This window comes from Rhodoferax saidenbachensis (assembly GCF_001955715.1).
Classification (GTDB): Bacteria; Pseudomonadota; Gammaproteobacteria; order Burkholderiales; family Burkholderiaceae_C; genus Allorhodoferax; species Allorhodoferax saidenbachensis.
This window is the reverse complement of sequence record NZ_CP019239.1, coordinates 372,604-394,238: the sequence shown is the minus strand read 5'-3', so window position 1 is coordinate 394,238 and position 21,635 is coordinate 372,604. Positions and strand designations below refer to the sequence as shown.

Sequence of the window (21,635 nt, the reverse complement as noted above, 5' to 3'; positions counted from 1 at the left end):
CCCCCCCCCCAACCCATGCCCATCTTCTCCCGCTCCCGTCTGCCCACCTGCTGGGCCTGGTTACGCCGGGCACTGCCTGTGCTGGCCGGGGTGATGCTCGCGGGTGCCGCCCTGGCACAAAACACCGAACGTGAAGTCCGCGTGGGTGTCTACCAGAACGAGCCGAAAATTTTGCTCGGCCCGAATGGGCAGGCCAGCGGCATTCTGGGTGACCTGCTGCAACAAATGGCCATTCAGGAAGACTGGGTGATCAAACCCGTGGTCTGTGAATGGCAGGCCTGCCTGGATGCGCTGGCAGCCGGAGACATCGACCTGATGCCCGATGTGGCCTACACCGAGCAACGCGCGCAAACCTACAACTTCCACAAGGTTGCGGCGCTGCTGAGCTGGTCGCAGATCTACAAACGCAGTGGCGTGCAAATCAATACGGCGCTGGACCTGCAGAGCAAACGCGTTGCCGTGTTGAGCGGCTCGATACAGCAGACGTATCTGGAAAACCAGTTCTTGGCTTTTGGCATCCATGGCACGCTGGTACCCGTCAGCAATTTGCAGGAGGCGTTTGCGCAGGTCGCCGCCGGTACCGCAGATGCCGCCGTGGCCAACCGCTTTTACGGCGACCGGCAGGCCGCCAAATACCAGCTTGACCCCACGCCCATCCTGTTCCAGCCCTCGCAGCTGTTTTACGCCACGGCCAAGGGACGCAATGCAGACCTGCTGGAAGCCATAGACCGGCACCTGGGTGTGTGGCAGTCCCAAACCGACTCGCCGTATTTCAAGGTGCTCAAACAATGGATGGATGTACCGCCGCGCTTCTCGGTGCCGGCCTATGTATGGTGGAGCCTGGGCGGCTTGGGAGTTCTGCTGCTGGTGGCGGTGGGCGTAGGCCTGCATTTGCGCCGCGAGGTGGCCGACCAGGCTTGGCACCTGCAGTCCACCGAGGCCCGGCTGGCCACCATCCTCAACAGTGTGGAAGCCTATATCTACATCAAGGACACGGAGTTGCGCTACCAGTACGCCAACCGCAGGGTGTGTGACTTGTTTGGCATGGAGCCCGAACAGATCGTGGGCAAGACCGATGCAGACTTCTTTGACGCGGCTACCCATGCCCATTTGCGCATCAATGACCTGCGCGTGATCGAGCATGGCGAGCGCGTCGAGGAGGAAGAGACCAACCTCAGTGCCGATGGCAGCCAGGAGAACACTTATCTGTCGGTCAAGCTGCCGCTGTACGACCGCAACGGCGTCATCTACGCCCTGTGCGGCATTTCCACCGACATCACCAAACACAAGCAGGCTGAGGAAGCCATCCACCGGCTGGCCTACTACGACCCGCTCACCCAGTTGCCCAACCGCCGCCTGCTGATGGAGCGGGTGCAGCAGGCGCTCACGGCGCAGCGGCGTGGCAGCGAACAGGGCGAACATGGCGCGCTGCTGTTCATCGACGTGGACAACTTCAAGGACCTCAACGACACCCTGGGCCACCCCATGGGCGACGCGCTCTTACGCCAGATGGCCGCGCGCCTGGGCGCCTGCACCCGCGCCGAGGACACGCTGGCACGCCAGGGGGGCGACGAGTTTGTGGTGATGCTGCAGGGACTGAGCGCTGACGTCGACACGGCGGCGCAGCAAACGGGCCTGGTGGCGCAGAAAATCCTGGCCCAGTTGGGCGAGCCATATGCTTTGGGAGACCACAGCTACCGCACCTCGGTCAGCATTGGGGTGACCCTGTTTTCCGGCACGGGCATGGACCAGGACGAACTGCTCAAACAGGCCGACCTGGCGATGTACCAGGCCAAAAAGGATGGGCGCAACCTGGTGCGTTTTTTCAACCCCGCCATGCAGGCCCAGATCAGCGCGCGCACCGCGCTGGAGGCCGATCTGCACCAGGCGCTGGTGCGCAACGAGTTTGTGCTGCATTACCAGCCCCAGGTGGACAGCGCGGGGCAGACCCTGGGCATGGAAGCGCTGGTGCGTTGGCAGCACCCGCTGCGCGGTTTGGTGGCCCCCATGCAGTTCATCCCCGTGGCCGAAACGTCGGGCCTGATCCTGCCGCTGGGGCGCTGGATTCTGGATGCCGCGTGCCGGCAACTGGTGGCGTGGTCGCAAACGCCTGCCACAGCCCACTGGCACTTGTCGGTGAACGTCAGTGCACGCCAGTTCCACCAGCCGGACTTTGTAGCCCAGGTCGAACAAGCGTTGCAGCAATCGGGCGCACGCACGGGTCTGCTGAAACTGGAGCTGACCGAAAGCCAACTGGTGGACGATGTGGAGAACGTCATCCTCAAAATGCAGGCACTCAAGGCCATGGGCGTGTGTATGTCGCTGGACGACTTTGGCACTGGCTATTCGTCACTGAGCATCCTCAAGCGCCTGCCGCTGGACCAGCTCAAGATCGACCAATCCTTTGTGCGCGAGATGCTGACCTCGCCCAAGGACACCGGCATCGTGCGCGCCATCATCAACGTGGGCCAGAGCGTGGGCCTGCAGGTGATCGCCGAGGGCGTAGAGACCGAAGACCAACGTGCCGCCCTCATCGCGCTGGGCTGCACCCATTTCCAGGGCTACCTGTTTGGCAAGCCACAAGCCTTATGAACTCTGCACCCGAACTCGACCGCATCGACCTGAAAATCCTGCACTGCCTGCAGCAGGACGGCCGCATTGCCAACCTCAAACTGGCCGAAGCCGTCACCCTGTCGCCCACTGCCGTACTGGCCCGCGTGCAGCGCCTCACCAAGGACGGCTACATCCTGGGCTACGAGGCACGCCTGAACCCGCTCAAGCTGGGGCGCGGCATGACAGTGTTTGTAGAGGTGCTGCTGGACCGCACCACGCCCAATGTGTTCGAAGCCTTCAAGGCGGCGGTGCAGGTACGGCCCGAAATCATGGAGTGCCACATGGTGGCAGGTGGTTTTGACTATCTGCTCAAGACGCGCATGGCCGACATGGCGGCTTACCGGGACTTTGCGGGTACGGTGCTTTGGCAATTGCCGGGGGTGCGGGAGACGCGGACTTATCCGGTGATGGAAGAGGTGAAGAGCACTACGCATTTGCCGTTGGCTTGAGCCCTCTCTTCCTGGACAACAGATGGTCTCGCTCCGGCAGGATGGTTTGGTTTTTTAGCAAGCCGGGTTTCGGCCCGGCGGCCGCCTCACTTTCTTTGCTTCGCCAAAGAAAGTAAGCAAAGAAAGGCGAGCCGGATTCGTCGACCCGCTACGCGGGCACGCTGCGTTGCTCGGTTTGAGCGGGGTCTGGCTCGAACTCGCTGCGCTCAGACAATCGCCAGCCCTGATCCGCCCAAACCTGCGCTACTCGCCTCCTCATTACGGCACCAGCCAAACAACCGAAGACCAACAACCAACTTCGTCCGCGCTCCGCGCGGACGGGTATTCACCTCTCTTGGCCGAGCGCAGCGATGGCCTGTATTCCCCAACTCCCTTCTGGCTGCGCCGAGGAGCGCAGGGTTCAGTGGATCAGGACTGGCGATTGTTTGAGCCCGCAGGGCGAGTTCGAGCCAGACCCCACTGAACCCGAGCACCGCAGGTTGCCCGTAGCGCAGCTAAGGGACGCAGACAGTAGGGTCGCCTTTTCTTTGCTTACTTTCTTTTGGCGAAGCAAAAGAAAGTAAGTGCGCTGTCGGGCGCACATCCCGACACGCCAAAAAACCAAGACACCTCGACAACGCAAACACCAAAACGCAAGACCAGGAGCCCTTCCCAAACACCCCACTTCCACCCACAATGGCCTCCTTGCCTACCCCATCCCAAGGAGAGTCTCCATGCGATTCCAAAAGCTACTCTGGGTCACCGCCCTCTTGGCCACCGGCGCCACCGCCCAGACCATGAAACCCGGCCTGTGGGAAATCACCAACCAGATGCAAGGCGCCGCTGGCGGCCAGATGGCCGAGATGCAAAAGCAACTCGCCAGCCTGCCGCCCGAGCAACGCAAGATGATGGAAGAGATGATGGCCAAACAGGGCGTGCAGATGGGCAAATCCACGAATGGGGGTATGGCCATCAAGGTCTGCATGACCAAGGAAATGATCGAACGCAACGATGTGGCCCAACAACAGGATGGTTGCACCCACACCACCAGCCCGCGCAGCGGAAACACCATGAAATTTGCCTTTGTCTGCACCAAGCCGCCCAGCCGTGGCGACGGCCAGGTCACCTTTGTGAGCTCCGAGGCTTACACCATGCAGATGAAGGCCACCAGCAGCGCGCGCGGCAAGGAAGAAACCATGGACATGCAGACCCAGGGCAAATGGTTAGGTACCGACTGCGGCAGCGTGAAGCCGCTGGGCGGACCCAAGGGTTAAACCGACCTCAATACGCCCACACAAGCAGGCCAGACTTGGGGGCTGGCAGGTCTTACAGGCAAGATGCCATGTTCGCCCCAGTGCGCGAGCGGCCCGTACTTGAACAGTCATGGCGGAATTAGAGTGCAAAACTTATCTCAAGTAACAACAGGTAACAACAAGTAATAAGGGTTTACCCCAATCAAGGGGACAATGGCACGATGATCAATCGTCGCCAATTCTCTTTCGCTGCCGGCGCAGCGGGTCTGGCCGGGTTTCCGGCCGTACACGCACAGTCCGACAAAATCATCCTTGGCCAGTCGGCCGCCTTTACAGGTCCTGCGGCCCAGCTCGGCATTCAGTTCCATGCGGGCGCCAAGCTCTACTTCGACCAGCTCAACGCCCAAGGCGGCGTGGGCGGGCGCAGTGTGGAAGTCCGCAAGCTCGACGATGGCTACGAGCCCGAACGTTGCGCTGACAACACCAAAAAACTGCTGGAAGACGATGTCTTTGCGCTTTTTGGCTACATCGGCACGCCCACCAGCCTGACCGCCCTGCCCCTGGCCACCAAGGCCAAAGTCCCCTTTGTGGCACCGTTCACTGGCGCCATGGGCCTGCGCACGCCGATGAACCGCTATGCCTTCCATGTCCGCGCGTCTTACAACGACGAGACCGCGCTGATCGTCAAGCAACTGAACCACGTGGGCCTGACCAAGGTGGCCGTTTTTTACCAAAACGATGCCTATGGCAAGGCCGGCCTGGAAGGTGTAACGCAGGCGCTGGCGGCCTTGAACCTCAAGCCCGTGGCGGTGGCCACGGTAGAGCGCAATTCGGTGGATGTGGCCAAGGCCGTAGAAACCATCAACGCCGCTGCGCCCGAAGCGGTGGTGCAAATCAGCGCCTACAAGGCCAGCGCAGCGTACATCCGTGCGGCGCGCAAGGCAGGATTCGGCGGTGGGCTCTACAACGTGTCCTTTGTGGGCACCCAGGCGCTGGCCGATGAACTGGGCAAAGAAGGCGCTGGTGTGGTTGTCTCGCAAGTCGTGCCCTCGCCGTACACCGGCAGCAAACCCATCTCGCGCGAATTTGCCGATGCGGTGCGCAAGACCAACGGCGCCGTGCAGGCCAACTTCTCCAGCATGGAAGGCTATATCGCAGCCCGCGTGCTGGCCGAAGGCATGCGTCGCTCCGGCGCCAAGGGTGGGTCCGAGTCCCTGATTAGCGCTTTGGAGAGCATCAACGGCCAGCCCTTCGGCGGTTTCAATGTGAACTTCTCGCGCAACGAGCATGTGGCCTCCAGCTTTGTCGAGCTGTCCATGCTCACTGGCGACGGGCGCGTGCGCACCTAAGTCCCGGCCAGATAGCTGCGGCCACCAAAGATTGCGGTGCCTACGCGCACCTGCGTGCTGCCAGACTGCACCGCAGCTTCCAAGTCGGCGCTCATGCCCATGGACAGGGTATCCAATGCCAACCCCTGCGCATTCAATGCATCAAACAGGTTTCTAGCCCTTATGAATACTGCGCAAGCAGCTACAAAATCAGGAGCGGGCTCGGGAATGCACATGAGCCCACGCAAGCGCAGCCGGGGCAAACCCGCAATCTGCTGCGCCAGGGCCAGCGCCTCCTCAGGCGCCACACCAGCTTTGGTGGCACCGCCGTCGATGTTGACCTGGATGCACACGTTCAGTGCGGGTATCTCCGCCGGCCGCTGCTCGCTCAGGCGCTGGGCAATCTTCAGGCGGTCCACCGTGTGCGCCCAGTCAAAGTGGGTGGCTACCAGCCGGGTCTTGTTGCTCTGGATCGGGCCTATGCAGTGCCACTCCAGCGGCAAATGCGCCAGAAGTGTGATTTTTTCCACAGCCTCCTGGATGTAGTTTTCGCCAAAAGCCACCTGTCCGGCGGCATGTGCCTGGGCCACGTCTTCCGGCCCGAAGGTCTTGGATACGGCCAGCAGGGCCACGGCATCGGGCGAGCGCCCGGCCTGGGCGCAGGCCGCAGAAATCCGGGCCTGAACACGGTGGAGATTGTCGGCAATCATGGTCATAATCGCTCTAGCGTAACAAACTGCCAACGAACCTTCGAACGGGGATTTTTGTGGACATTACCCAACTGCTGGCGTTCAGCGTCAAGAACAAAGCGTCTGACTTGCACCTCTCCGCCGGCCTGCCCCCGATGATCCGGGTGCACGGCGATGTGCGACGCATCAACGTGGAGCCACTGGACCACAAGCAGGTGCACGGCATGGTGTACGACATCATGAACGACACGCAGCGCAAGCACTACGAAGAGTTCCTGGAAATCGATTACTCGTTCGAGATTGACGGCCTGGCGCGCTTCCGCGTCAACGCGTTCAACCACAACCGCGGCGCCGGTGCGGTGTTCCGGACCATTCCTTCCAAGATCCTCTCGCTGGAACAGCTCAACGCTCCGAAGATTTTTGGCGAGCTAGCCCTGAAGCCCCGCGGCATGGTGCTGGTGACCGGACCCACCGGATCGGGCAAATCGACCACGCTGGCCGCGATGGTCAACTACCTGAACGAAACCGAGTTCGGCCACATCCTGACGGTGGAAGACCCAATCGAGTTTGTCCACGAATCCAAGAAGTGCCTGATCAACCAACGTGAAGTCGGCCCGCACACCCTGTCGTTTGCCGCCGCCTTGAAGTCGGCGCTGCGGGAAGATCCTGACGCCATTCTGGTGGGTGAAATGCGCGATCTGGAAACCATTCGCCTGGCGATGACCGCCGCTGAAACCGGCCACTTGGTGTTTGGCACGCTGCACACCTCCAGCGCCGCTAAAACAATCGACCGGATCATTGACGTGTTCCCGGCGGACGAAAAGGAAATGGTCCGTGCGATGTTGTCCGAATCGCTGCAGGCTGTGATCTCGCAAACGCTGTGCAAGACCAAGGACGGCCAAGGCCGTGTCGCAGCACACGAAATCATGCTGGGCACCAGCGCCATCCGCAACCTGATCCGCGAAGCCAAAGTCGCACAGATGTATTCCAGTATTCAGACCGGTAACAGCGTGGGCATGCAGACGCTAGACCAGAACCTGACCGACTTAGTCAAGCGCAACGTCATCAGCCCCGCAGAAGCGCGCAGCAAAGCCAAAATTCCCGAAAATTTCCCGGGCTAAGCATGACCCCCACGCTCCACCGCTACACGGGTCGCTGCCCCCCAAGGGGGCTAATTCGCCTTGGGGCGGCCCGGCGGCGAATTGCGGCTCGCAGCGCGGCACTTTTTCTTTCGAATAATTTCTGAGGGAGCACTCATGGAACGCGACCAGGCCACCAAGTTCATCAACGACCTGCTTAAGCTGATGGTCAGCCGCAATGGCAGCGATTTGTTCATCACCGGCGACTTCCCGCCGGCCATCAAGGTCGATGGCAAGGTCACCAAGGTGTCGCCCCAGCCCCTGAACGCGGCCCATACGCTGGCCCTGGCCCGTTCCATCATGAACGACAAGCAGGTCGCCGAGTTCGAGCGCACCAAGGAAGGCAACTTTGCCATCTCGCCCCCCGGCATCGGACGTTTCCGTGTCAACGCCTTTATTCAGCAAGGCAAGGTCGGCATGGTGCTGCGGGTGATTCCGGCGGTGCTGCCCACGATTGATGGCCTGGGTGTGCCGCAAATCCTCAAGGAAATTGTGCAGAGCAAACGTGGTCTGACCATCATGGTGGGCGCCACAGGCTCTGGCAAATCGACCACGCTGGCCGCCATGGTGGACTACCGCAACGAAAACTCCTGGGGCCACATCATCACGATTGAAGACCCGGTGGAGTTTGTGCACATGCACAAGAACTGCGTGGTCACGCAACGTGAAGTGGGCCTGGACACGGACAGCTGGGAAGCCGCACTCAAGAACACCTTGCGCCAAGCGCCCGATGTGATTTTGATGGGCGAAATCCGCGACCGCGAGACCATGGAACACGCCGTGGCCTTTGCCGAAACCGGCCACCTGTGTCTGGCCACCCTGCACGCCAACAGCGCCAACCAGGCGCTGGACCGCATCATCAACTTCTTCCCCGAAGAGCGCCGTAGCCAATTGCTGATGGACTTGTCGCTGAACCTGAAAGCCCTGGTGTCCCAACGCCTGATCCCCAAGCAGGACGGCAAGGGCCGTGTCGCCGCCGTCGAGATCATGATCAACTCGCCACTCATCTCCGACCTGATCTTCAAGGGCGAAGTATCGGAGGTGAAGGAAATCATGAAAAAGAGCCGCCAGGCCGGCATGCAGACCTTCGACCAGGCACTGTTCGACCTGTACGAAAGCAACGCCATCACCTACGAAGACGCGTTACGCAACGCCGATTCGCTCAACGACCTGCGCCTGCAGATCAAGCTCAACAGCCAACGCGGCAAGTCCACCGATCTGTCTGCCGGTACCGAAAATTTCGCGATTATGTGAATGTGGCCCCCACGCCCGCTGCGCGGGTCGCGGCCCCCCCCCAAGGGGACTAATTGCCCTAGCGGGGCTGACCGCCAGGCGGTTCAGACGGCTTGGGGCGGCCCGGCGGCAAATTGCCCTGTCAACTGATTGAATCCCCTTACACCATGCCCAACATCAACGACAAAACCTACGAACCCTCTCCCGCCTATTCCGTTGCCTTTCTGGGCCTCGGCGTTATGGGCTACCCCATGGCAGGCCACCTGGCCCGCGCTGGCCACCAGGTCACGGTGTACAACCGAACCGCTACGAAATCGATAGCTTGGTGCGCAGAGTTCGCGGGGGCTACCAGCCAAAATGGTGCCCATAACCATGGTTCCACACCGCGACTGGCGGTACAAAACGCCGACATCGTGTTTTGCTGCGTGGGCAACGATGCCGATTTGCGCAGCGTGGTGTTGGGTGCCGACGGCGCCTTTGCGGGCATGAAACCCGGCGCCATTTTTGTAGACCACACCACGGCATCTGCCAACGTTGCACGCGAACTGAGCGCAACGGCACGTACCAAAGGCCTGCAATTCGTTGATGCGCCCGTCTCCGGCGGCCAGGCCGGCGCCCAGAACGGTTTGCTAACCGTGATGTGTGGCGGCGATGCGGCGGCGTTTGAAACCGTCAAGCCTGTCGCCATGGCTTTCTCGCGCGCCTTCACGCTGCTGGGCGACAGCGGCGCGGGCCAGCTTGCCAAGATGGTGAACCAGATTTGCATTGCTGGACTGGTGCAAGGCCTGTCTGAGGCAGTCGCTTTTGGTCAAAAGGCGGGCCTGGACATGAACCAGGTGCTGGACGTGATTGGCAAGGGCGCCGCGCAAAGCTGGCAGATGGACAACCGCGGCAAGACCATGGTGGCCGACAAGTTCGACTTTGGTTTTGCCGTGGACTGGATGCGCAAGGACCTGGGCCTGGTGTTGGACGAAGCCAAGCGCAACGGCGCACGCCTGCCGGTGACCGCGCTGGTGGACCAGTTCTATGCCGATGTGCAGCAGATGGGCGGCCAGCGCTGGGATACCTCCAGCCTGATCAAACGCCTCAAGTAAATTTAGCCCCCACGCTCCGCCGCTGCGCGGGTCGCTGCCCCAAATAAAAACGGCCCTGATCGGGCCGTTTTTATTATTTCTTGGGATCTGCCGGTGGCTGTTGCGGCAGGGTGCGCGCCAGTTCATCTTCACTGATGATCTCGAACATGCGCACCAGACGCTGCACGCCAGAAACGCGGGTAATCACCTCGGTGGCGCGGTCCGCTTCGCGCTGGGTCACGCGACCCATCACATAGGTGGTGCCGCGCTCGGTGCTGATCTTGAAGGCGCTGGAAAACAGGTCTTTCGCATCCACCAACGCCGCCTTCACGCGGCCGGTCACCAGCGTGTCGCTGGAGCGCTGTGTCAGCGTCGAGTTGCCCATGATGGCCAGCTCATTGACGATGTTGCGCACGTTGTCTACACCGGACACGATTTTCTCGACCAGTTGTTTGTCCTGTGCGTTCGGCACTTCGCCGGTGATCAGCACCTGGCGGTTGTAGCTCGTGATGTTGATGTGCACACGCTCACCCAGGCCCTCGCGTACACGGCTGGAAGCACGCAGCTCAATGCCTTCGTCCTCCAGCACCGAGCCCGACGTGCGCCGGTCGGTCGCAACCATGCCACCGCCCATCACGGCGCCGCCCACGAGCAGAGGGACACAGGCCGTCAGGCCGCCCAGGCTGGCAACCATTGCCAGGCCCAAAGTAATACGTCGCAAAGTTACATTCATGTTGTGGTTTCCTGATCACCTAAAAGTTGGGCATCGACCGCATCACAGATGCAATGCAGGGTCAAAAGATGGACTTCCTGGATACGCGCGGTGCGGTCATGTGGCACACAGATATGGACATCGGTGTCACGCAGCATTTGCGCCATTTTTCCGCCATTGCGGCCGGTCAAGCCGACCACCACCATCTCGCGGGCATGGGCCGCTTCAATGGCGGCCAGCACGTTGGCCGAGTTGCCGCTGGTAGAGATCGCCAACAGCACATCACCGGGAGAGCCCAGGGCGCGCACCTGGCGCGAAAAAATGACATTGAAGTCGTAATCGTTGGCGATGGCAGTGATGATGGACGTATCGGTGGTGAGTGCAATCGCACCGAGCTCCGGGCGTTCACGCTCGAACCGGCCCACAAATTCAGCCGCAAAGTGCTGTGCATCCGCGGCGGAGCCACCATTGCCACACGCTAAAACCTTGCCACCGCTGGTGACACAGGCCAGCATGGCCTGCACTGCCGCCGCAATCGGCTTGCTCAATGACTGCGCGGACTGGTATTTGAGGTCGGCGCTGTCAATAAAGTGTTGTTGAATACGTTGTTCCAGCATGGGCCGCATGATACCCGGCCCACCAAGTCCCTAGGGGGCGCGCGTTCTTGACAGTTGTAAGCGGTGGTGCCGGCTGGCGGGCAGCGCGCACCTAGCCGGCGTCAAACGCCGCCTGCAGCCACTGCAGGCCCTCGGGCTCCACCAGCACCACATCAAAACGGCAAGGCGGTGGGGTCCGCAAACTGCTCAGGTAGTGGCGGGCGGCAAACACGATGCGCCGCTGCTTGACACCGCCCACGCTGGCCGCTGCACCACCGTGGCTGCCGGAAGCCCGTTTGCGCACCTCCACAAACACCGTGGTTCCGTCTTGCATACGCATGATGAGGTCGATTTCGCCACCACCGCGCCCGGGCGTCCGATAATTGCGCTGCACCAGACGCAAGCCCTGCTTCTGCAAATACTGCAAAGCCTGGTCTTCGGCCGCGTCACCCACTTGTTTGGTGGTTGCGGATGCCGGTGTTCTGGAAGGAAGGAAACCCATAGTGAGCGCGTCTTTTACCTCTGCCCTTGCGGCAGCCACCGAGGCTGCTGCTGGACAACATTATCCGCAGGGTGCGCTCTACGTGGTGGCCACACCTATCGGCAACCTGGCCGACATCAGCCTGCGCGCCTTGCATGTGCTGGGCCTGGCCGACACCATTGCCTGCGAAGACACGCGCCACACCCAGTCGCTGTTGCGCGCCTATGGCATCGACAAAAGCAGCCACCAGTTGCTGGCGCTGCACCAGCACAACGAGTCCGAGGCCGCGCAGGCCGTGGTGGGTCGCATGCACCAGGGCCAGCGTGTGGCCTATGTCAGCGACGCGGGTACACCGGGCGTGAGTGACCCCGGCGCGCGCTTGGTGGCCGCCGTGCGGGCATTGGGCCTGCGCGCCATTCCCCTGCCCGGTGCCAGCAGCGTGACCAGTGTGCTGTCCGTCGCCGGCATTGGCGAAGACGGTGGTGCTGGTGGATTTGTCTTCGCCGGGTTTCTGCCAAACAAGAGCAGTGAGCGTGCACTGGCCGTGGAGGCGCTGGCCCAGCAGGAGCGCGCGGTCGTGCTGCTGGAAGCGCCGCACCGCATCGAGGCATTGGCCCTCGCGCTGGCGCCCTTGGGCACACGCCCTGTGACGGTGGGGCGCGAGCTGACCAAACAGTTTGAAGAAGTGGCCACGGTCAGCGCCGAGGGCCTGGTTGCCTGGCTGGCAGAAGATGCCAACCGTCTGCGCGGTGAATTTGCGCTGGTGCTGCACCCGGCTCCCGTGGTGGCAGACACAGGCGCGGACCAGCGCATCCTGCAGTTGCTGCTGGCCGAATTGCCGCTAAAAACGGCCGTCAAACTGGCCGCCGAAATCACGGGCGCGCCGCGCAATGACTTGTACCAGCGCGCACTGGCGCTCAAGGTCGAGGCCTGAGCCGCACTATTCGGGCAGATTGGCAGCAAAGCTGGGCAACGGCCAGCCCGCCAGTTCGGCCAGGCGGCACACCACCCAGCGCGCCTCTGCTGCACTCACCACCGCAGACTCGCCCTCCAGCCCCTGCAGACAGCGCTCCAAGGCAGCTGATTCCGTGATGCCCAGGCTGAACTGCATGTCCTGCGCCGTAGGTGCAAGCAGATTGGCCATGTCTTCACACAGCTCGTAACGCGCGGCCACCACCTCACGCGATGCCGTGGGCTTGCGACGCGCCGCATCGGTATAGAGGTCCATGAAGGACGTGGGGATCTCGATCTGGTAGTCGTCCGCCATAAAAGTGCTTGTCAAAATAGCGGTCAATACGGAGCCTGGTGCTGCTGGCGGGGATGACGATTTCATCGCACAACCCGCATGGAATATGCCTTCGCAAGCATTGCTGTTTCCATTGTGGCACAGGGGCTGTGCGGTCTTGGCCTGAGACCAAATGCAAAGGCCCGCGTTATGCGGGCCTTTGCATGCCAGTTAAAAACAACCGTGCATCACTTCTATTTGCAAGAAGGGGGGCATTTTTTCGTTTTGTCTTTGGCGTCTTTCATCGTCGCGGCATCTTGCTCAGGGGTCTTGTTGGCCTTCACATTCATGGCGACAGGTGATTTGGCAGGCGCTGCAGCTGCAGCTGGCGCACCAGGGGCAGCAGGAACCTTGGACTTGTCTTTCGCGGCTTTCATCGTCGCGGCATCTTCTGCAGCGGTCTTGTTGGCGGCAAGGGCGCCAGTCGCCAAGCCAACTGTCAAGACGGCGCCAATCAATACGAGGGCCAGTTTTTTCATTCGAATGTCTCCTGAGTATGGAGGGCACCTTCACATTGAAGGTGTTTGAATGTAGGGCACCCTTCGCTTGCAGGCAAGCGCTAATCTGCGCCAGCGAACCCAGGGCGTTCCTGCGTCGCACCGTCGGACCAGCGAGGCAGATTTGGAAGCCATGCCGCGTCGCAATGTGTCCGGGTTTGTATCCGGGCCGGAGCGCAGACGAGATTGCGTCACGTGAAAGCTCGCACATATCCACAAGATATGTGCGAGCCTCACCGAGATTTGGTGCGGCTGGCGGGGATCGAACCCACGACCCTTGGCTTCGGAGGCCAATACTCTATCCACTGAGCTACAGCCGCAAACCGAAGGCCGCATTGTAGGCGGTTTCCCAGAGGGGGCCGCTATAATCCCGGGCTGAATACACGCCCCACGTTTTGAGGACACCATGAGCGACACCAACACCGCAACTGTTCACGAAGAGGCCCACACCGGCCCGATCAAAAATCCAAAGCAATTGTTGCTGGCAGTATTTTTCTCGTTTGTGTTCCCCATCTTTGTGATCATTGGCCTGGTGTACTTCGTTACGACCCAGGACAAGCCCGCTGCAGGCTCGGTCAACATGGAGAAATCCATTGCCGAACGACTGCAAAAAGTGGGCATGGTGGAAATTCGCGATGCCAACCGCGAAATGCGCACTGGTGAAGACGTTTTCAAGGCCCAATGCACCGCCTGCCACACCGCCGGTGCCGCGGGTGCACCCAAGTTTGGTGACGCTGGCGCCTGGGGCGCCCGCATCAAGACCGGTTTTGATGCGCTGCTGCATTCCGCCCTCAAGGGTAAAGGCGCCATGGGTGCCCAGGGTGGTGGTGATTTTGACGACTTTGAAATCGCCCGCGCTGTGGTCTACATGGCCAATGCCGGTGGCGCCAAGTTTGCAGAGCCCCAAAAGCCTGCCGCGCCGGAAGCCGCCAAGTAATTCAGGCCACGCACCCTGCCAAAAAGCCGACGCATGCGTCGGCTTTTTTTATGGCTTGGTCTGCAGGGCTTGCGGACTGCGCACAAAGCCGTAATGCGCGGGCAGGTCGGCACACAACACTTCGTCCACTGTCCACAGTCCGGCCTCAATGGCACGCGCCGCTTCGCCCACGTCCTGGGTGTGGACCAGCCCCAGACCCTTCACCGTTTCCAGGTACAGCCAGCCCCGCTCATCCAGCAGGCCGCGTTGCACGGTGACGCTTTGCCCGTCATGGGCATGCACACCCAGGTCGGCACCCACGCGCCAGACCCAGGGTGTGGCTTCCAGCTCTACATACACACGCTGCGGCCCGTTCTGGAAGAACCATTGCCCGGCCGCGTCGGCCGCGTAGTTGCGCTGGATGAAGTCGATCAGCTTTTCATGTTTGAGCAGGCTGCCCTTGGCGCCCGGCGCACCGCTGCCAAAAGCGCCCTGGGCCTGTGCGCCGTCGTCGCGCATGTACCAGTTGCCGCGCGCATCCAGGCCCAGCCAGCCGTAACAGTGCGGCACATTGGGCCACTTGACCATGGCTTGTTTGACGATGTCGTCCATGGCTTACTCCTTTGCCGGCAGATGTTCCGCCGCCGGGCCGCCCCAAGGCGGAACAGCCCCCTCGGGGGGCAGAGACCCACGCAGCGGTGGAGCGTGGGGGCAATGTTTGTCCAGCCAGCCGCCCACGGCGTCGGGCATGGTGCGTACATGGCCGGGCACCGGGCCGTGCGGAAAACCCACATGGCCCCCGTGCGCAGGCTGCCACAGCGTGACGTGGTCACCCACCTCGCTCTGCGAGGGCAGGCACCAGGCGGGGACAAAGGGGTCGTTGCGCGCGTTGACCACCAGCGCAGGGATACGGATCTGCGCCAGATGCGGTTTGGCCGAAGCGCGGCCCCAGTAGTCTTCCGTGCTCTTGAACCCGTGCAGCGGCGCAGTGAAGACGTTGTCAAACTCGTAGAGGTCGCGCGCGGACTCCAGCGCCTGCCGGTCAAACAGGCCCGGGTGCTGGGCCAGCTTTTGCAACGCTTTGGGCTTCATTGTGTTCAGAAACATGCGCGTGTAGACCAGCCGGTTGAAGCCGCGGCCAATGGCCCAGCCACCGGCCGCAAGGTCAATTGGGGAACACACGGCCGCCACACCGGAGGCCACCTGCGCCGCGCTCTCGCCCATTTCCTCAGCCCAGCGCAACAGGGCGTTGCCACCCAGAGAAACCCCGACGGCAATGATCGGACCGCTGTGCTGCTGCCGCAGGCGCGCGAGCACCCAGCCAATTTCTTCAAAATCCCCCGAATGGTAGGCCCGCGGCCCGAGGTTGAGTTCACCGCCACAGCCCCGGAAATGCGGCACCACATAGGCCATGCCCTGTGCATGCGCAAAGTCGGCAAACGCCTCAGAGTAATGGCTGCGTGACGAACCTTCAAGGCCGTGGAACAACACCAGCAAGGGACGCGATGCGGCAGGCGCTGGTACAGCATCCACCATCCAATCCACATCGATGAAATCGGAATCAGGGGTTGTCCAGCGCTCACGCCGGTACTGCGGGTGCGGGCCAAACACGCGGCGCGAGTACAAGGCGGGCCAGATGGTTTGCAGGTTGCCGCCAGGCAACCACCGGGGCGCTACATAATTCATAGCTGTTTGCACAGATTGCACGGGGGCTAGAGGCATGCTTTACTATTAATGCAGCACCTGTGGCGCCTGGTTGATCTCCTGGGCGGCGCCTTGCGTGCCGGGGCTCGCATGGTGCACCACCATGCGCCAGCCCTGCGGGGTCTTGTGGTAGACGTTGGTGGCCAGTACGTAGGCCTGTGCAGCGCCTTCGGGCGTGAGCACCTCTACCTTTTCCAGTACATGGTGCACGGCACTGGCCAGGGCGTCGATGCGGCGGATGTGTTCGGCGCGGGCCTGGATGGAGCCGCCGTGCGCAAACATGGCTTCGAACGCGGCGCGGATGGCGCCCGCCCCCACCACACGCGGGCCACCAGGGTGAATGCACACGATCTCGTCTTCATCAGCCCAGCAGGCCATGAGTTTTTCGATGTCGGCCGACTGCAGGGCCTCGTAGAAGGCCACCTCCACGTCGTCGGGGGTTCCGCCCATGGCGGCTTGGAGTTTGGCGGGGAGTCTGGGCATGGGGCCATTTTCCCCCAACTCAGCGGGCCAGCCAGGCGCGCACGGTCTCTTGCACCGTGGCCTCACTGGTGCGGCGCGCCAGTTCGGGCGGTGCGACGTGCACGCCGGCTGGCATTTCGCGCAGTGCCACGTCCACCAACGCAGCCAGGTCCACCGCGCGCGGAGGCATCTCGTTGCTGGGCACCATGTAGGCAAAGATGGACAGCATGCGGTGGGCCAACCACTCCAGCAGGTTGGCATGGGGCGGCGCCTGCGGCGAGGCGGCGGGCCGCACCAGCAACAGGCGCTCAAAGCCCATGCTGGCTACCGCGTGTTCATCCAGATTGGCCAAGCCTGCCTTCAGGGCCTGGGGCAGACGGCCCTGTTCATGTGGCACAACCACGGCCAGCGTGTCCACCCCACAACGCAGCATCCAGGCGGCCAGCGTCGGCAGTTGCGCAGGTTGCGGCGTCCACAACGCACGTTCGCGGTCGTTGTACAGGTTAGGCGCATCAAACACGATCACGCCCACCTTGGCAGGCTGCAGCGGCCAGGTGCTTGGGTCGTCTGAGGGCACGCGAACCAATGCCACACGGTCCAGCGCAGGGGTCATGTCCTCTTGCGCCAGCACCCGCAGCTGGCGGTAGTGGTGGCCACCTGCCAGGCGCCGCAGCACCTCGGCCCCCAGCGTGCCTGCGGCGCCCGCGATCAGCGCCACGGGCAAGGGTGCGGCAGACGCAGGGCCGCGCTGGGCGGCTTGTAGGGCATGGAATACGGTCATGGCAGGGATGGGTTGGCGCTCCTCCCATCTATAGTACGGGCTGTTGCATTAACAGGAGCTCCCCATGCGTTTGTCTTATTTTCGGGCCCCGGCTTGGCTGGCGGCGGTGGTAATGACCACGTTGCTGAGCGGTTGCGGCTACAACGACTTCCAGCGCCTGGACGAGCAAACCAAATCGGCCTGGAGCGAGGTGCTCAACCAGTACCAGCGCCGTGCCGACCTGGTACCCAATATCGTCGCCACCGTCAAGGGCGAAGCCAAATTTGAGCAAGACACGCTGACCAAGGTGGTGGAAGCACGCGCCAAGGCCACCTCCATGCAGGTCACGCCCGAAACCCTGAATGACCCGCAAGCGTTTGCCAAATTCCAGGCCGCCCAGGGCGAGCTGGGCAGTGCACTGAGCCGCCTGATGGTGGTGAGCGAACGTTACCCGGACCTGAAAGCCAACAAGGGCTTCAGCGACCTGCGCGTGCAGCTCGAAGGCACGGAGAACCGCATCACCGTGGCGCGCAACCGCTACATCCAGGCGGTACAGGAGTACAACGTGCTGGCGCGCAGCTTCCCGAGCAACCTGACGGCCATGGTTTTCAGCTATGCCACCAAGCCCAACTTCAGCGTGCAGAACGAGGCCGCCATCAGTGCGCCGCCAGTCGTGGACTTTGAAAAGAAGTAAGTGATGCTGCGACTGCGGCACACCGGGTTGGCGTGGCTGCTAGGCCTGGCCTGCCTGCTCACGGGCCTGAACGTTGGCGCACAGGCGGTACTGCCGGTCCCCGCGCTGACCGCGCACGTGATGGACAGCACCGGCACGCTGGACGCTGCACAGCAGCAGGCGCTGGAGGCCAAACTCAGTGCGTTTGAAACCAGCAGCGGCACGCAGCTCGTTGTGCTGCTGGTACCCACCACGCAACCCGAAGACATCTTCAGCTACAGCAACCGCGTCGCCAATGCCTGGAAAATTGGCCGTAAGGACGTGGGCGACGGCCTGTTGCTGGTGGTGGCCAAGAACGACCGCAAGCTGCGCATCGAAGTGGCCAAGACACTGGAGGGAGCGATCCCAGACCTGATGGCCAGCCGCGTGATTGACGAAGCCATCACGCCGCGTTTCAAGGCCGGTGACTTTGCCGGCGGTGTGGATGCCGGCGTGGAGCAACTCATGGGCCTGGTACGTGGCGAAGCCCTGCCAGCGCCGGAGGCTACAAATAACGATGCCTCCCCACAAGGTGAGGAGCTGTGGATAGTCCTCATCTTTGCGGTGCTGGTGGGCGGTGGCATTTTGCGCGGCATTCTGGGCAGCAAGCTGGGCGCGTTGGTCACGGGTGGTTTGATTGGTTTTATCGTGATCGCCATCACCTCCAGCCTGCTGTTGGGCGGCCTGGTCGGGCTGGTGGCGGCGATCTTCACGCTGATCGCCAAGCCGGGCTCCGGCGGGGGCGGCTCAGGCGGCTCGGGTGGCGGCTGGAGTTCGGGTTCGTCCCGCGGTGGTGGCGGTGGTTTCAGCTCGGGCGGTGGTGGCAATTTTGGAGGCGGTGGCGCCTCGGGGAGTTGGTGATGTTGAGCCGTCTGTTACGCCTGTTCAAACACCGCTGGATGGATGACGCCAGCCGCCGCTTGGCACCCGCCGTGGTGCGGGCGCTGGGCCAACAAGTCACCGCCAGTGAGCAACAACACAGCGGCGAGATCCGCATCTTTATCGAAGCCGGCCTGCCCAACAGTTACCTGCTGCGCCCCGACACCACCCCGGCGCTGACACGCCAGCGCGCACTGGCCCAGTTTGGCAAGCTGCGCGTGTGGGACACCGCGCACAACAACGGCGTGTTGATCTACTTGCTGCTGGCCGAACACGCGATTGAAGTGGTGGCCGACCGCGGGCTCAACAACCATGTGGCGCCAGAGGTCTGGCAAGCGCTGGTACAGCGGCTGGGCACGGCTTTGCGAGAGCAGCAGTTTGAAGCCGGTTTGACACAGGCGGTGAACGAAGTGTCGGCGTTGCTGAAACAGCACTTCCCGCTGGCACCCGGCGCCGTCAACCCCAACGAACTGCCGGACACCCCGACACTGGGTTAAGGAATCGCTGGATACCCCGAAACCGTTCGGACTGAGCTTGTCGAAGTCACCGCCTTTGTGCACGGTGCGCTTCGACAAGCTCAGCGCGAACGGAGTTGTGCGGACACGCTTAAGGCCTGCCCTTACAACGGTGTCCACTTGTGGGACGCGTGGGCCGACTCCACCACTTTCTCGATCATGCGCACGCCGCGCGCACCGTCTTCCACGCGTGGGTAGTCGGCCTGCAGCGGCGTGGCCTGGCGGCCTTCAAGGCGGGCGCGGATATCGGAGGCCACACCGAGGTAGACATTCGCAAAGGCCTCGATAAAACCTTCGGGGTGGCCACTGGGCAGCCGTGTGGCCTGCTGGGCGGCCGGGCTCAGGCCCGGCGTACCGCGTGTGAGGATGCGGGGCAGTACACCCAAGGGCGCGTGCAGCAGTTGGTTGGGGTTCTCCTGCTGCCAATCCAGCGAGCCTTCGGTGCCAAAGACACGCAGGCGCAAACCGTTCTCACAGCCTATGCAGATCTGCGAGGCCATCAACACGCCCTTGGCGCCACCGCGCAGGCGCAGCAGCACGTTGCAATCATCGTCCAGCGTGCGGCCCGCGCCCATGGCGCTGAGGTCGGCGCAAATGGCTTCCACCTCCAGCCCGGTCACGCTGGTGAGCAGGTTTTCGGCGTGGGAACCGATGTCGCCCATGGCGCCGGCCATGCCGCTTTGGGCCGGGTCCATGCGCCACTGGGCCTGTTTGTTGCCGCTGGCTTCCAGATGTGTGGCGAGCCAGCCCTGGTGGTACTCCACCACCACCTTGCGCACGACGCCCAATACACCGCTGCGCACCATCTCGCGCATCTGGCGCACCATGGGGTAACCGGTGTAGTTGTAGGTCACGCCAAACACCGTGCCCTGCTGGTGCACGGCGGCCACGAGTTCCTGTGCCTGCGCGCTGGTGTGGACCAGCGGCTTGTCGCAGACCACATGGAAGCCCGCATCCACAAACGCCTTGGCGACCGGGAAATGCAGGTGGTTGGGTGTGACGATGGAGACAAAGTCGATGCGCTCCTCGGGCGGGCGCTTGAGTTCGTCGGCCAGCAGTTCCTGCCAACTGCCGTGGTTGCGCGCGTCACTCAGAAACAGGTCACGTCCGGAGGCACGCGCCTTGTCGGGCGTGGAGGACAATGCGCCCGCCACCAGCTCGATCTGCCCGTCCAGCGCGGCGGCCTTGCGGTGCACGCCACCAATGAAGGCATCGCGGCCACCGCCCACCATGGCGTAGCGCAGCTTGCGGTGGGCTGCGGTGGGAGAGTGCTCGGGCATGGTCGGAGTCCTTGGGTTCAGTGGGCAGATTGGCTGCGCGTCGTTACGTTGTTATTGCGCGTCTTTGGCAAACACGGCGTCAAAGGCGCCGCTGGCGGGCTTGAAGTCCAGGCGTTTGCAGAAGGCCGCGCTTTCGGAGGCGCCGTGCACACGGTCCATGCGGCTGTCTTCCCACTCCACGCTCAGGGGGCCTGCGTAACCCACGTCGTTGAGCGCAACGATCAGCGATTCAAAATCAATCATTCCGCGCCCCACACTGCGGAAATCCCAGGTGCGGCGCGCGTCGCCAAAGCTGGTGTGGCCGCCAAAGGTGCCCACCGTGCCATCACCCTTGCCCCACCACACGTCTTTCATGTGCGCGTTGAAGATGCGCGGACCAAAGGTGCGGATGAAGCGGATGTAGTCCACGCCCTGGTAACCCAAATGGCTGGGGTCAAAATTGAAGCCGAAGCGCGGGTGCTGATTCACGGCCACCAATGCGCGTTCGCTGGTGGCGATGTCAAAGGCAATTTCAGTGGGGTGCACTTCGAGTGCGAAGTTCACGCCGACCGACGCGAACACATCGAGGATGGGTGTGAAGCGACGGCCAAAGTCGGCAAAGCCCTTGTCCCAATACGCCTGGCTGGTCGGCGGGAACGCATAGGTGGCATGCCAGATGGAAGAGCCGGTGAAGCCGGTGACGGTCTTCACACCAAATTGGGCCGCGGCACGCGCCGTGTCCTGCAGCTCGGCGGCGGCGCGCTGGCGCACGCCTTCGGGGTCGCCATCCCCCCACACGTGGTCGGGCAGGATGGACTGGTGGCGCTCGTCGATCCGATCACACACGGCCTGGCCGACCAGGTGGTTGCCGATGGCGAAACATTGCAGGCCGTGTTGCTCCAGCATGGCGCGTTTGTCTTTGACGTAAGTGGCCGAGGCCAAGGCCTCCTGCACATTGAAATGGTCACCCCAGCAGGCGAGTTCCAGCCCGTCGTAGCCCATGCTTTTGGCCAGGGGCGCGAGCTCCGTGAGCGGCAGGTCGGCCCATTGGCCGGTAAAGAGGGTGACGGGTCTTGCCATGGCGGTCTCCAGCGGGGTGCG

Annotated in this window: 24 protein-coding genes and 1 tRNA gene; 12 read left to right on the top strand and 13 right to left on the bottom strand. The window is 62.5% G+C overall.

Annotated features, from left to right (window positions below):
• Nucleotides 1–15: 15 nt before the first annotated feature.
• The 4 genes from RS694_RS01925 (at nucleotide 16) to RS694_RS01910 (ending at nucleotide 5,643) form a co-directional block, all read left to right on the top strand.
• Nucleotides 16–2,592, top strand: coding sequence for an EAL domain-containing protein (locus RS694_RS01925; protein WP_083664552.1), 2,577 nt, complete (start codon nucleotides 16–18; stop codon nucleotides 2,590–2,592).
• Nucleotides 2,589–3,062: an Lrp/AsnC ligand binding domain-containing protein gene (locus RS694_RS01920; RefSeq protein ID WP_029709718.1), complete on the top strand. Its 474-nt coding sequence runs from the start codon at nucleotides 2,589–2,591 to the stop codon at nucleotides 3,060–3,062. The genes RS694_RS01925 and RS694_RS01920 overlap by 4 nt, the downstream gene beginning before the upstream one ends.
• 713 nt (nucleotides 3,063–3,775) lie before the next feature.
• On the top strand, nucleotides 3,776–4,315 hold the full coding sequence (locus RS694_RS01915) for a DUF3617 domain-containing protein (protein WP_029709719.1): 540 nt from the start codon (nucleotides 3,776–3,778) through the stop codon (nucleotides 4,313–4,315).
• A gap of 200 nt (nucleotides 4,316–4,515) precedes the next feature.
• Nucleotides 4,516–5,643, top strand: a complete 1,128-nt coding sequence (locus RS694_RS01910; RefSeq protein ID WP_029709720.1) for an ABC transporter substrate-binding protein — start codon at nucleotides 4,516–4,518, stop codon at nucleotides 5,641–5,643.
• On the opposite strand, the gene RS694_RS01905 is transcribed toward RS694_RS01910, so the two are convergent.
• Nucleotides 5,640–6,338 carry a YggS family pyridoxal phosphate-dependent enzyme gene (locus RS694_RS01905; protein WP_029709721.1) on the bottom strand — a complete coding sequence of 233 codons (699 nt, stop codon included), beginning with the start codon at nucleotides 6,336–6,338 and terminating at the stop codon, nucleotides 5,640–5,642. The genes RS694_RS01910 and RS694_RS01905 overlap by 4 nt on opposite strands.
• Before the next feature lie 50 nt (nucleotides 6,339–6,388).
• On the opposite strand from RS694_RS01905, the gene RS694_RS01900 reads away from it, so the two are divergent.
• The 3 genes from RS694_RS01900 (at nucleotide 6,389) to RS694_RS01890 (ending at nucleotide 9,777) form a co-directional block, all read left to right on the top strand.
• Nucleotides 6,389–7,432 (top strand): type IV pilus twitching motility protein PilT, encoded by a 1,044-nt coding sequence (locus RS694_RS01900; RefSeq protein ID WP_029709722.1) that lies wholly within the window; start codon nucleotides 6,389–6,391, stop codon nucleotides 7,430–7,432.
• A gap of 135 nt (nucleotides 7,433–7,567) precedes the next feature.
• On the top strand, nucleotides 7,568–8,704 hold the full coding sequence (locus RS694_RS01895) for a PilT/PilU family type 4a pilus ATPase (protein ID WP_029709723.1): 1,137 nt from the start codon (nucleotides 7,568–7,570) through the stop codon (nucleotides 8,702–8,704).
• Between the two features lie 146 nt (nucleotides 8,705–8,850).
• Nucleotides 8,851–9,777, top strand: a complete 927-nt coding sequence (locus tag RS694_RS01890) for an NAD(P)-dependent oxidoreductase (protein ID WP_029709724.1) — start codon at nucleotides 8,851–8,853, stop codon at nucleotides 9,775–9,777.
• Nucleotides 9,778–9,850: 73 nt separating this feature from the next.
• On the opposite strand, the gene RS694_RS01885 is transcribed toward RS694_RS01890, so the two are convergent.
• From RS694_RS01885 to RS694_RS01875, 3 genes are all read right to left on the bottom strand, one after another.
• Nucleotides 9,851–10,489, bottom strand: coding sequence for a BON domain-containing protein (locus RS694_RS01885; RefSeq protein ID WP_029709725.1), 639 nt, complete (start codon nucleotides 10,487–10,489; stop codon nucleotides 9,851–9,853).
• On the bottom strand, nucleotides 10,486–11,085 hold the full coding sequence (locus RS694_RS01880; protein ID WP_029709726.1) for a phosphoheptose isomerase: 600 nt from the start codon (nucleotides 11,083–11,085) through the stop codon (nucleotides 10,486–10,488). The genes RS694_RS01885 and RS694_RS01880 overlap by 4 nt, the downstream gene beginning before the upstream one ends.
• 91 nt (nucleotides 11,086–11,176) lie before the next feature.
• A complete protein-coding gene (locus RS694_RS01875) occupies nucleotides 11,177–11,566 on the bottom strand; it encodes a YraN family protein (RefSeq protein WP_029709727.1) in 390 nt (129 codons plus the stop codon).
• A 1-nt stretch (nucleotide 11,567) separates the two neighbouring features.
• Here RS694_RS01875 and rsmI point away from each other — a divergent pair, with 1 nt between their 5' ends.
• Nucleotides 11,568–12,479 (top strand): 16S rRNA (cytidine(1402)-2'-O)-methyltransferase, encoded by a 912-nt coding sequence (gene rsmI, locus RS694_RS01870; RefSeq protein ID WP_029709729.1) that lies wholly within the window; start codon nucleotides 11,568–11,570, stop codon nucleotides 12,477–12,479.
• A 6-nt stretch (nucleotides 12,480–12,485) separates the two neighbouring features.
• Here rsmI and RS694_RS01865 read toward each other — a convergent pair whose 3' ends face one another.
• The 3 genes from RS694_RS01865 to RS694_RS01855 form a co-directional block, all read right to left on the bottom strand.
• Nucleotides 12,486–12,812 (bottom strand): hypothetical protein, encoded by a 327-nt coding sequence (locus tag RS694_RS01865; RefSeq protein ID WP_029709730.1) that lies wholly within the window; start codon nucleotides 12,810–12,812, stop codon nucleotides 12,486–12,488.
• Nucleotides 12,813–13,024: 212 nt separating this feature from the next.
• Nucleotides 13,025–13,309, bottom strand: a complete 285-nt coding sequence (locus RS694_RS01860; RefSeq protein WP_029709731.1) for a hypothetical protein — start codon at nucleotides 13,307–13,309, stop codon at nucleotides 13,025–13,027.
• A gap of 262 nt (nucleotides 13,310–13,571) precedes the next feature.
• Nucleotides 13,572–13,647, bottom strand: a tRNA-Arg gene (locus RS694_RS01855).
• 86 nt (nucleotides 13,648–13,733) lie between these two features.
• On the opposite strand from RS694_RS01855, the gene RS694_RS01850 reads away from it, so the two are divergent.
• On the top strand, nucleotides 13,734–14,264 hold the full coding sequence (locus tag RS694_RS01850) for a c-type cytochrome (protein WP_037248609.1): 531 nt from the start codon (nucleotides 13,734–13,736) through the stop codon (nucleotides 14,262–14,264).
• Between the two features lie 48 nt (nucleotides 14,265–14,312).
• Here the strand turns inward: RS694_RS01850 and RS694_RS01845 are convergent, their stop codons facing one another.
• The 4 genes from RS694_RS01845 to RS694_RS01830 are packed head-to-tail and all read right to left on the bottom strand — an operon-like array spanning nucleotide 14,313 to nucleotide 17,190.
• A complete protein-coding gene (locus tag RS694_RS01845; RefSeq protein ID WP_029709734.1) occupies nucleotides 14,313–14,855 on the bottom strand; it encodes a DUF2946 family protein in 543 nt (180 codons plus the stop codon).
• A 3-nt stretch (nucleotides 14,856–14,858) separates the two neighbouring features.
• Entirely contained in the window at nucleotides 14,859–15,929 is a 1,071-nt protein-coding gene (locus RS694_RS01840; RefSeq protein ID WP_156876163.1) for a YheT family hydrolase, read from the bottom strand.
• A 45-nt stretch (nucleotides 15,930–15,974) separates the two neighbouring features.
• On the bottom strand, nucleotides 15,975–16,430 hold the full coding sequence (locus RS694_RS01835) for a YybH family protein (protein ID WP_029709736.1): 456 nt from the start codon (nucleotides 16,428–16,430) through the stop codon (nucleotides 15,975–15,977).
• A gap of 19 nt (nucleotides 16,431–16,449) precedes the next feature.
• Complete coding sequence (locus tag RS694_RS01830; protein ID WP_029709737.1) at nucleotides 16,450–17,190, bottom strand: Rossmann-fold NAD(P)-binding domain-containing protein; 741 nt, start codon at nucleotides 17,188–17,190, stop codon at nucleotides 16,450–16,452.
• 64 nt (nucleotides 17,191–17,254) lie between these two features.
• On the opposite strand from RS694_RS01830, the gene RS694_RS01825 reads away from it, so the two are divergent.
• From RS694_RS01825 to RS694_RS01815, 3 genes are read left to right on the top strand one after another with little or no spacing between them, the layout of a single operon-like run.
• Nucleotides 17,255–17,863 carry a LemA family protein gene (locus tag RS694_RS01825; protein WP_029709738.1) on the top strand — a complete coding sequence of 203 codons (609 nt, stop codon included), beginning with the start codon at nucleotides 17,255–17,257 and terminating at the stop codon, nucleotides 17,861–17,863.
• 3 nt (nucleotides 17,864–17,866) lie between these two features.
• On the top strand, nucleotides 17,867–18,742 hold the full coding sequence (locus RS694_RS01820) for a TPM domain-containing protein (protein WP_029709740.1): 876 nt from the start codon (nucleotides 17,867–17,869) through the stop codon (nucleotides 18,740–18,742).
• Nucleotides 18,742–19,257, top strand: coding sequence for a TPM domain-containing protein (locus RS694_RS01815; RefSeq protein ID WP_029709741.1), 516 nt, complete (start codon nucleotides 18,742–18,744; stop codon nucleotides 19,255–19,257). Before RS694_RS01820 ends, RS694_RS01815 begins: the two co-directional genes overlap by 1 nt.
• 122 nt (nucleotides 19,258–19,379) lie before the next feature.
• On the opposite strand, the gene RS694_RS01810 is transcribed toward RS694_RS01815, so the two are convergent.
• Both RS694_RS01810 and RS694_RS01805 read right to left on the bottom strand, forming a co-directional pair.
• Nucleotides 19,380–20,555 (bottom strand): Gfo/Idh/MocA family oxidoreductase, encoded by a 1,176-nt coding sequence (locus RS694_RS01810; RefSeq protein WP_029709743.1) that lies wholly within the window; start codon nucleotides 20,553–20,555, stop codon nucleotides 19,380–19,382.
• A gap of 51 nt (nucleotides 20,556–20,606) precedes the next feature.
• Nucleotides 20,607–21,614, bottom strand: a complete 1,008-nt coding sequence (locus RS694_RS01805) for a sugar phosphate isomerase/epimerase family protein (RefSeq protein ID WP_029709744.1) — start codon at nucleotides 21,612–21,614, stop codon at nucleotides 20,607–20,609.
• Nucleotides 21,615–21,635: the final 21 nt, after the last annotated feature.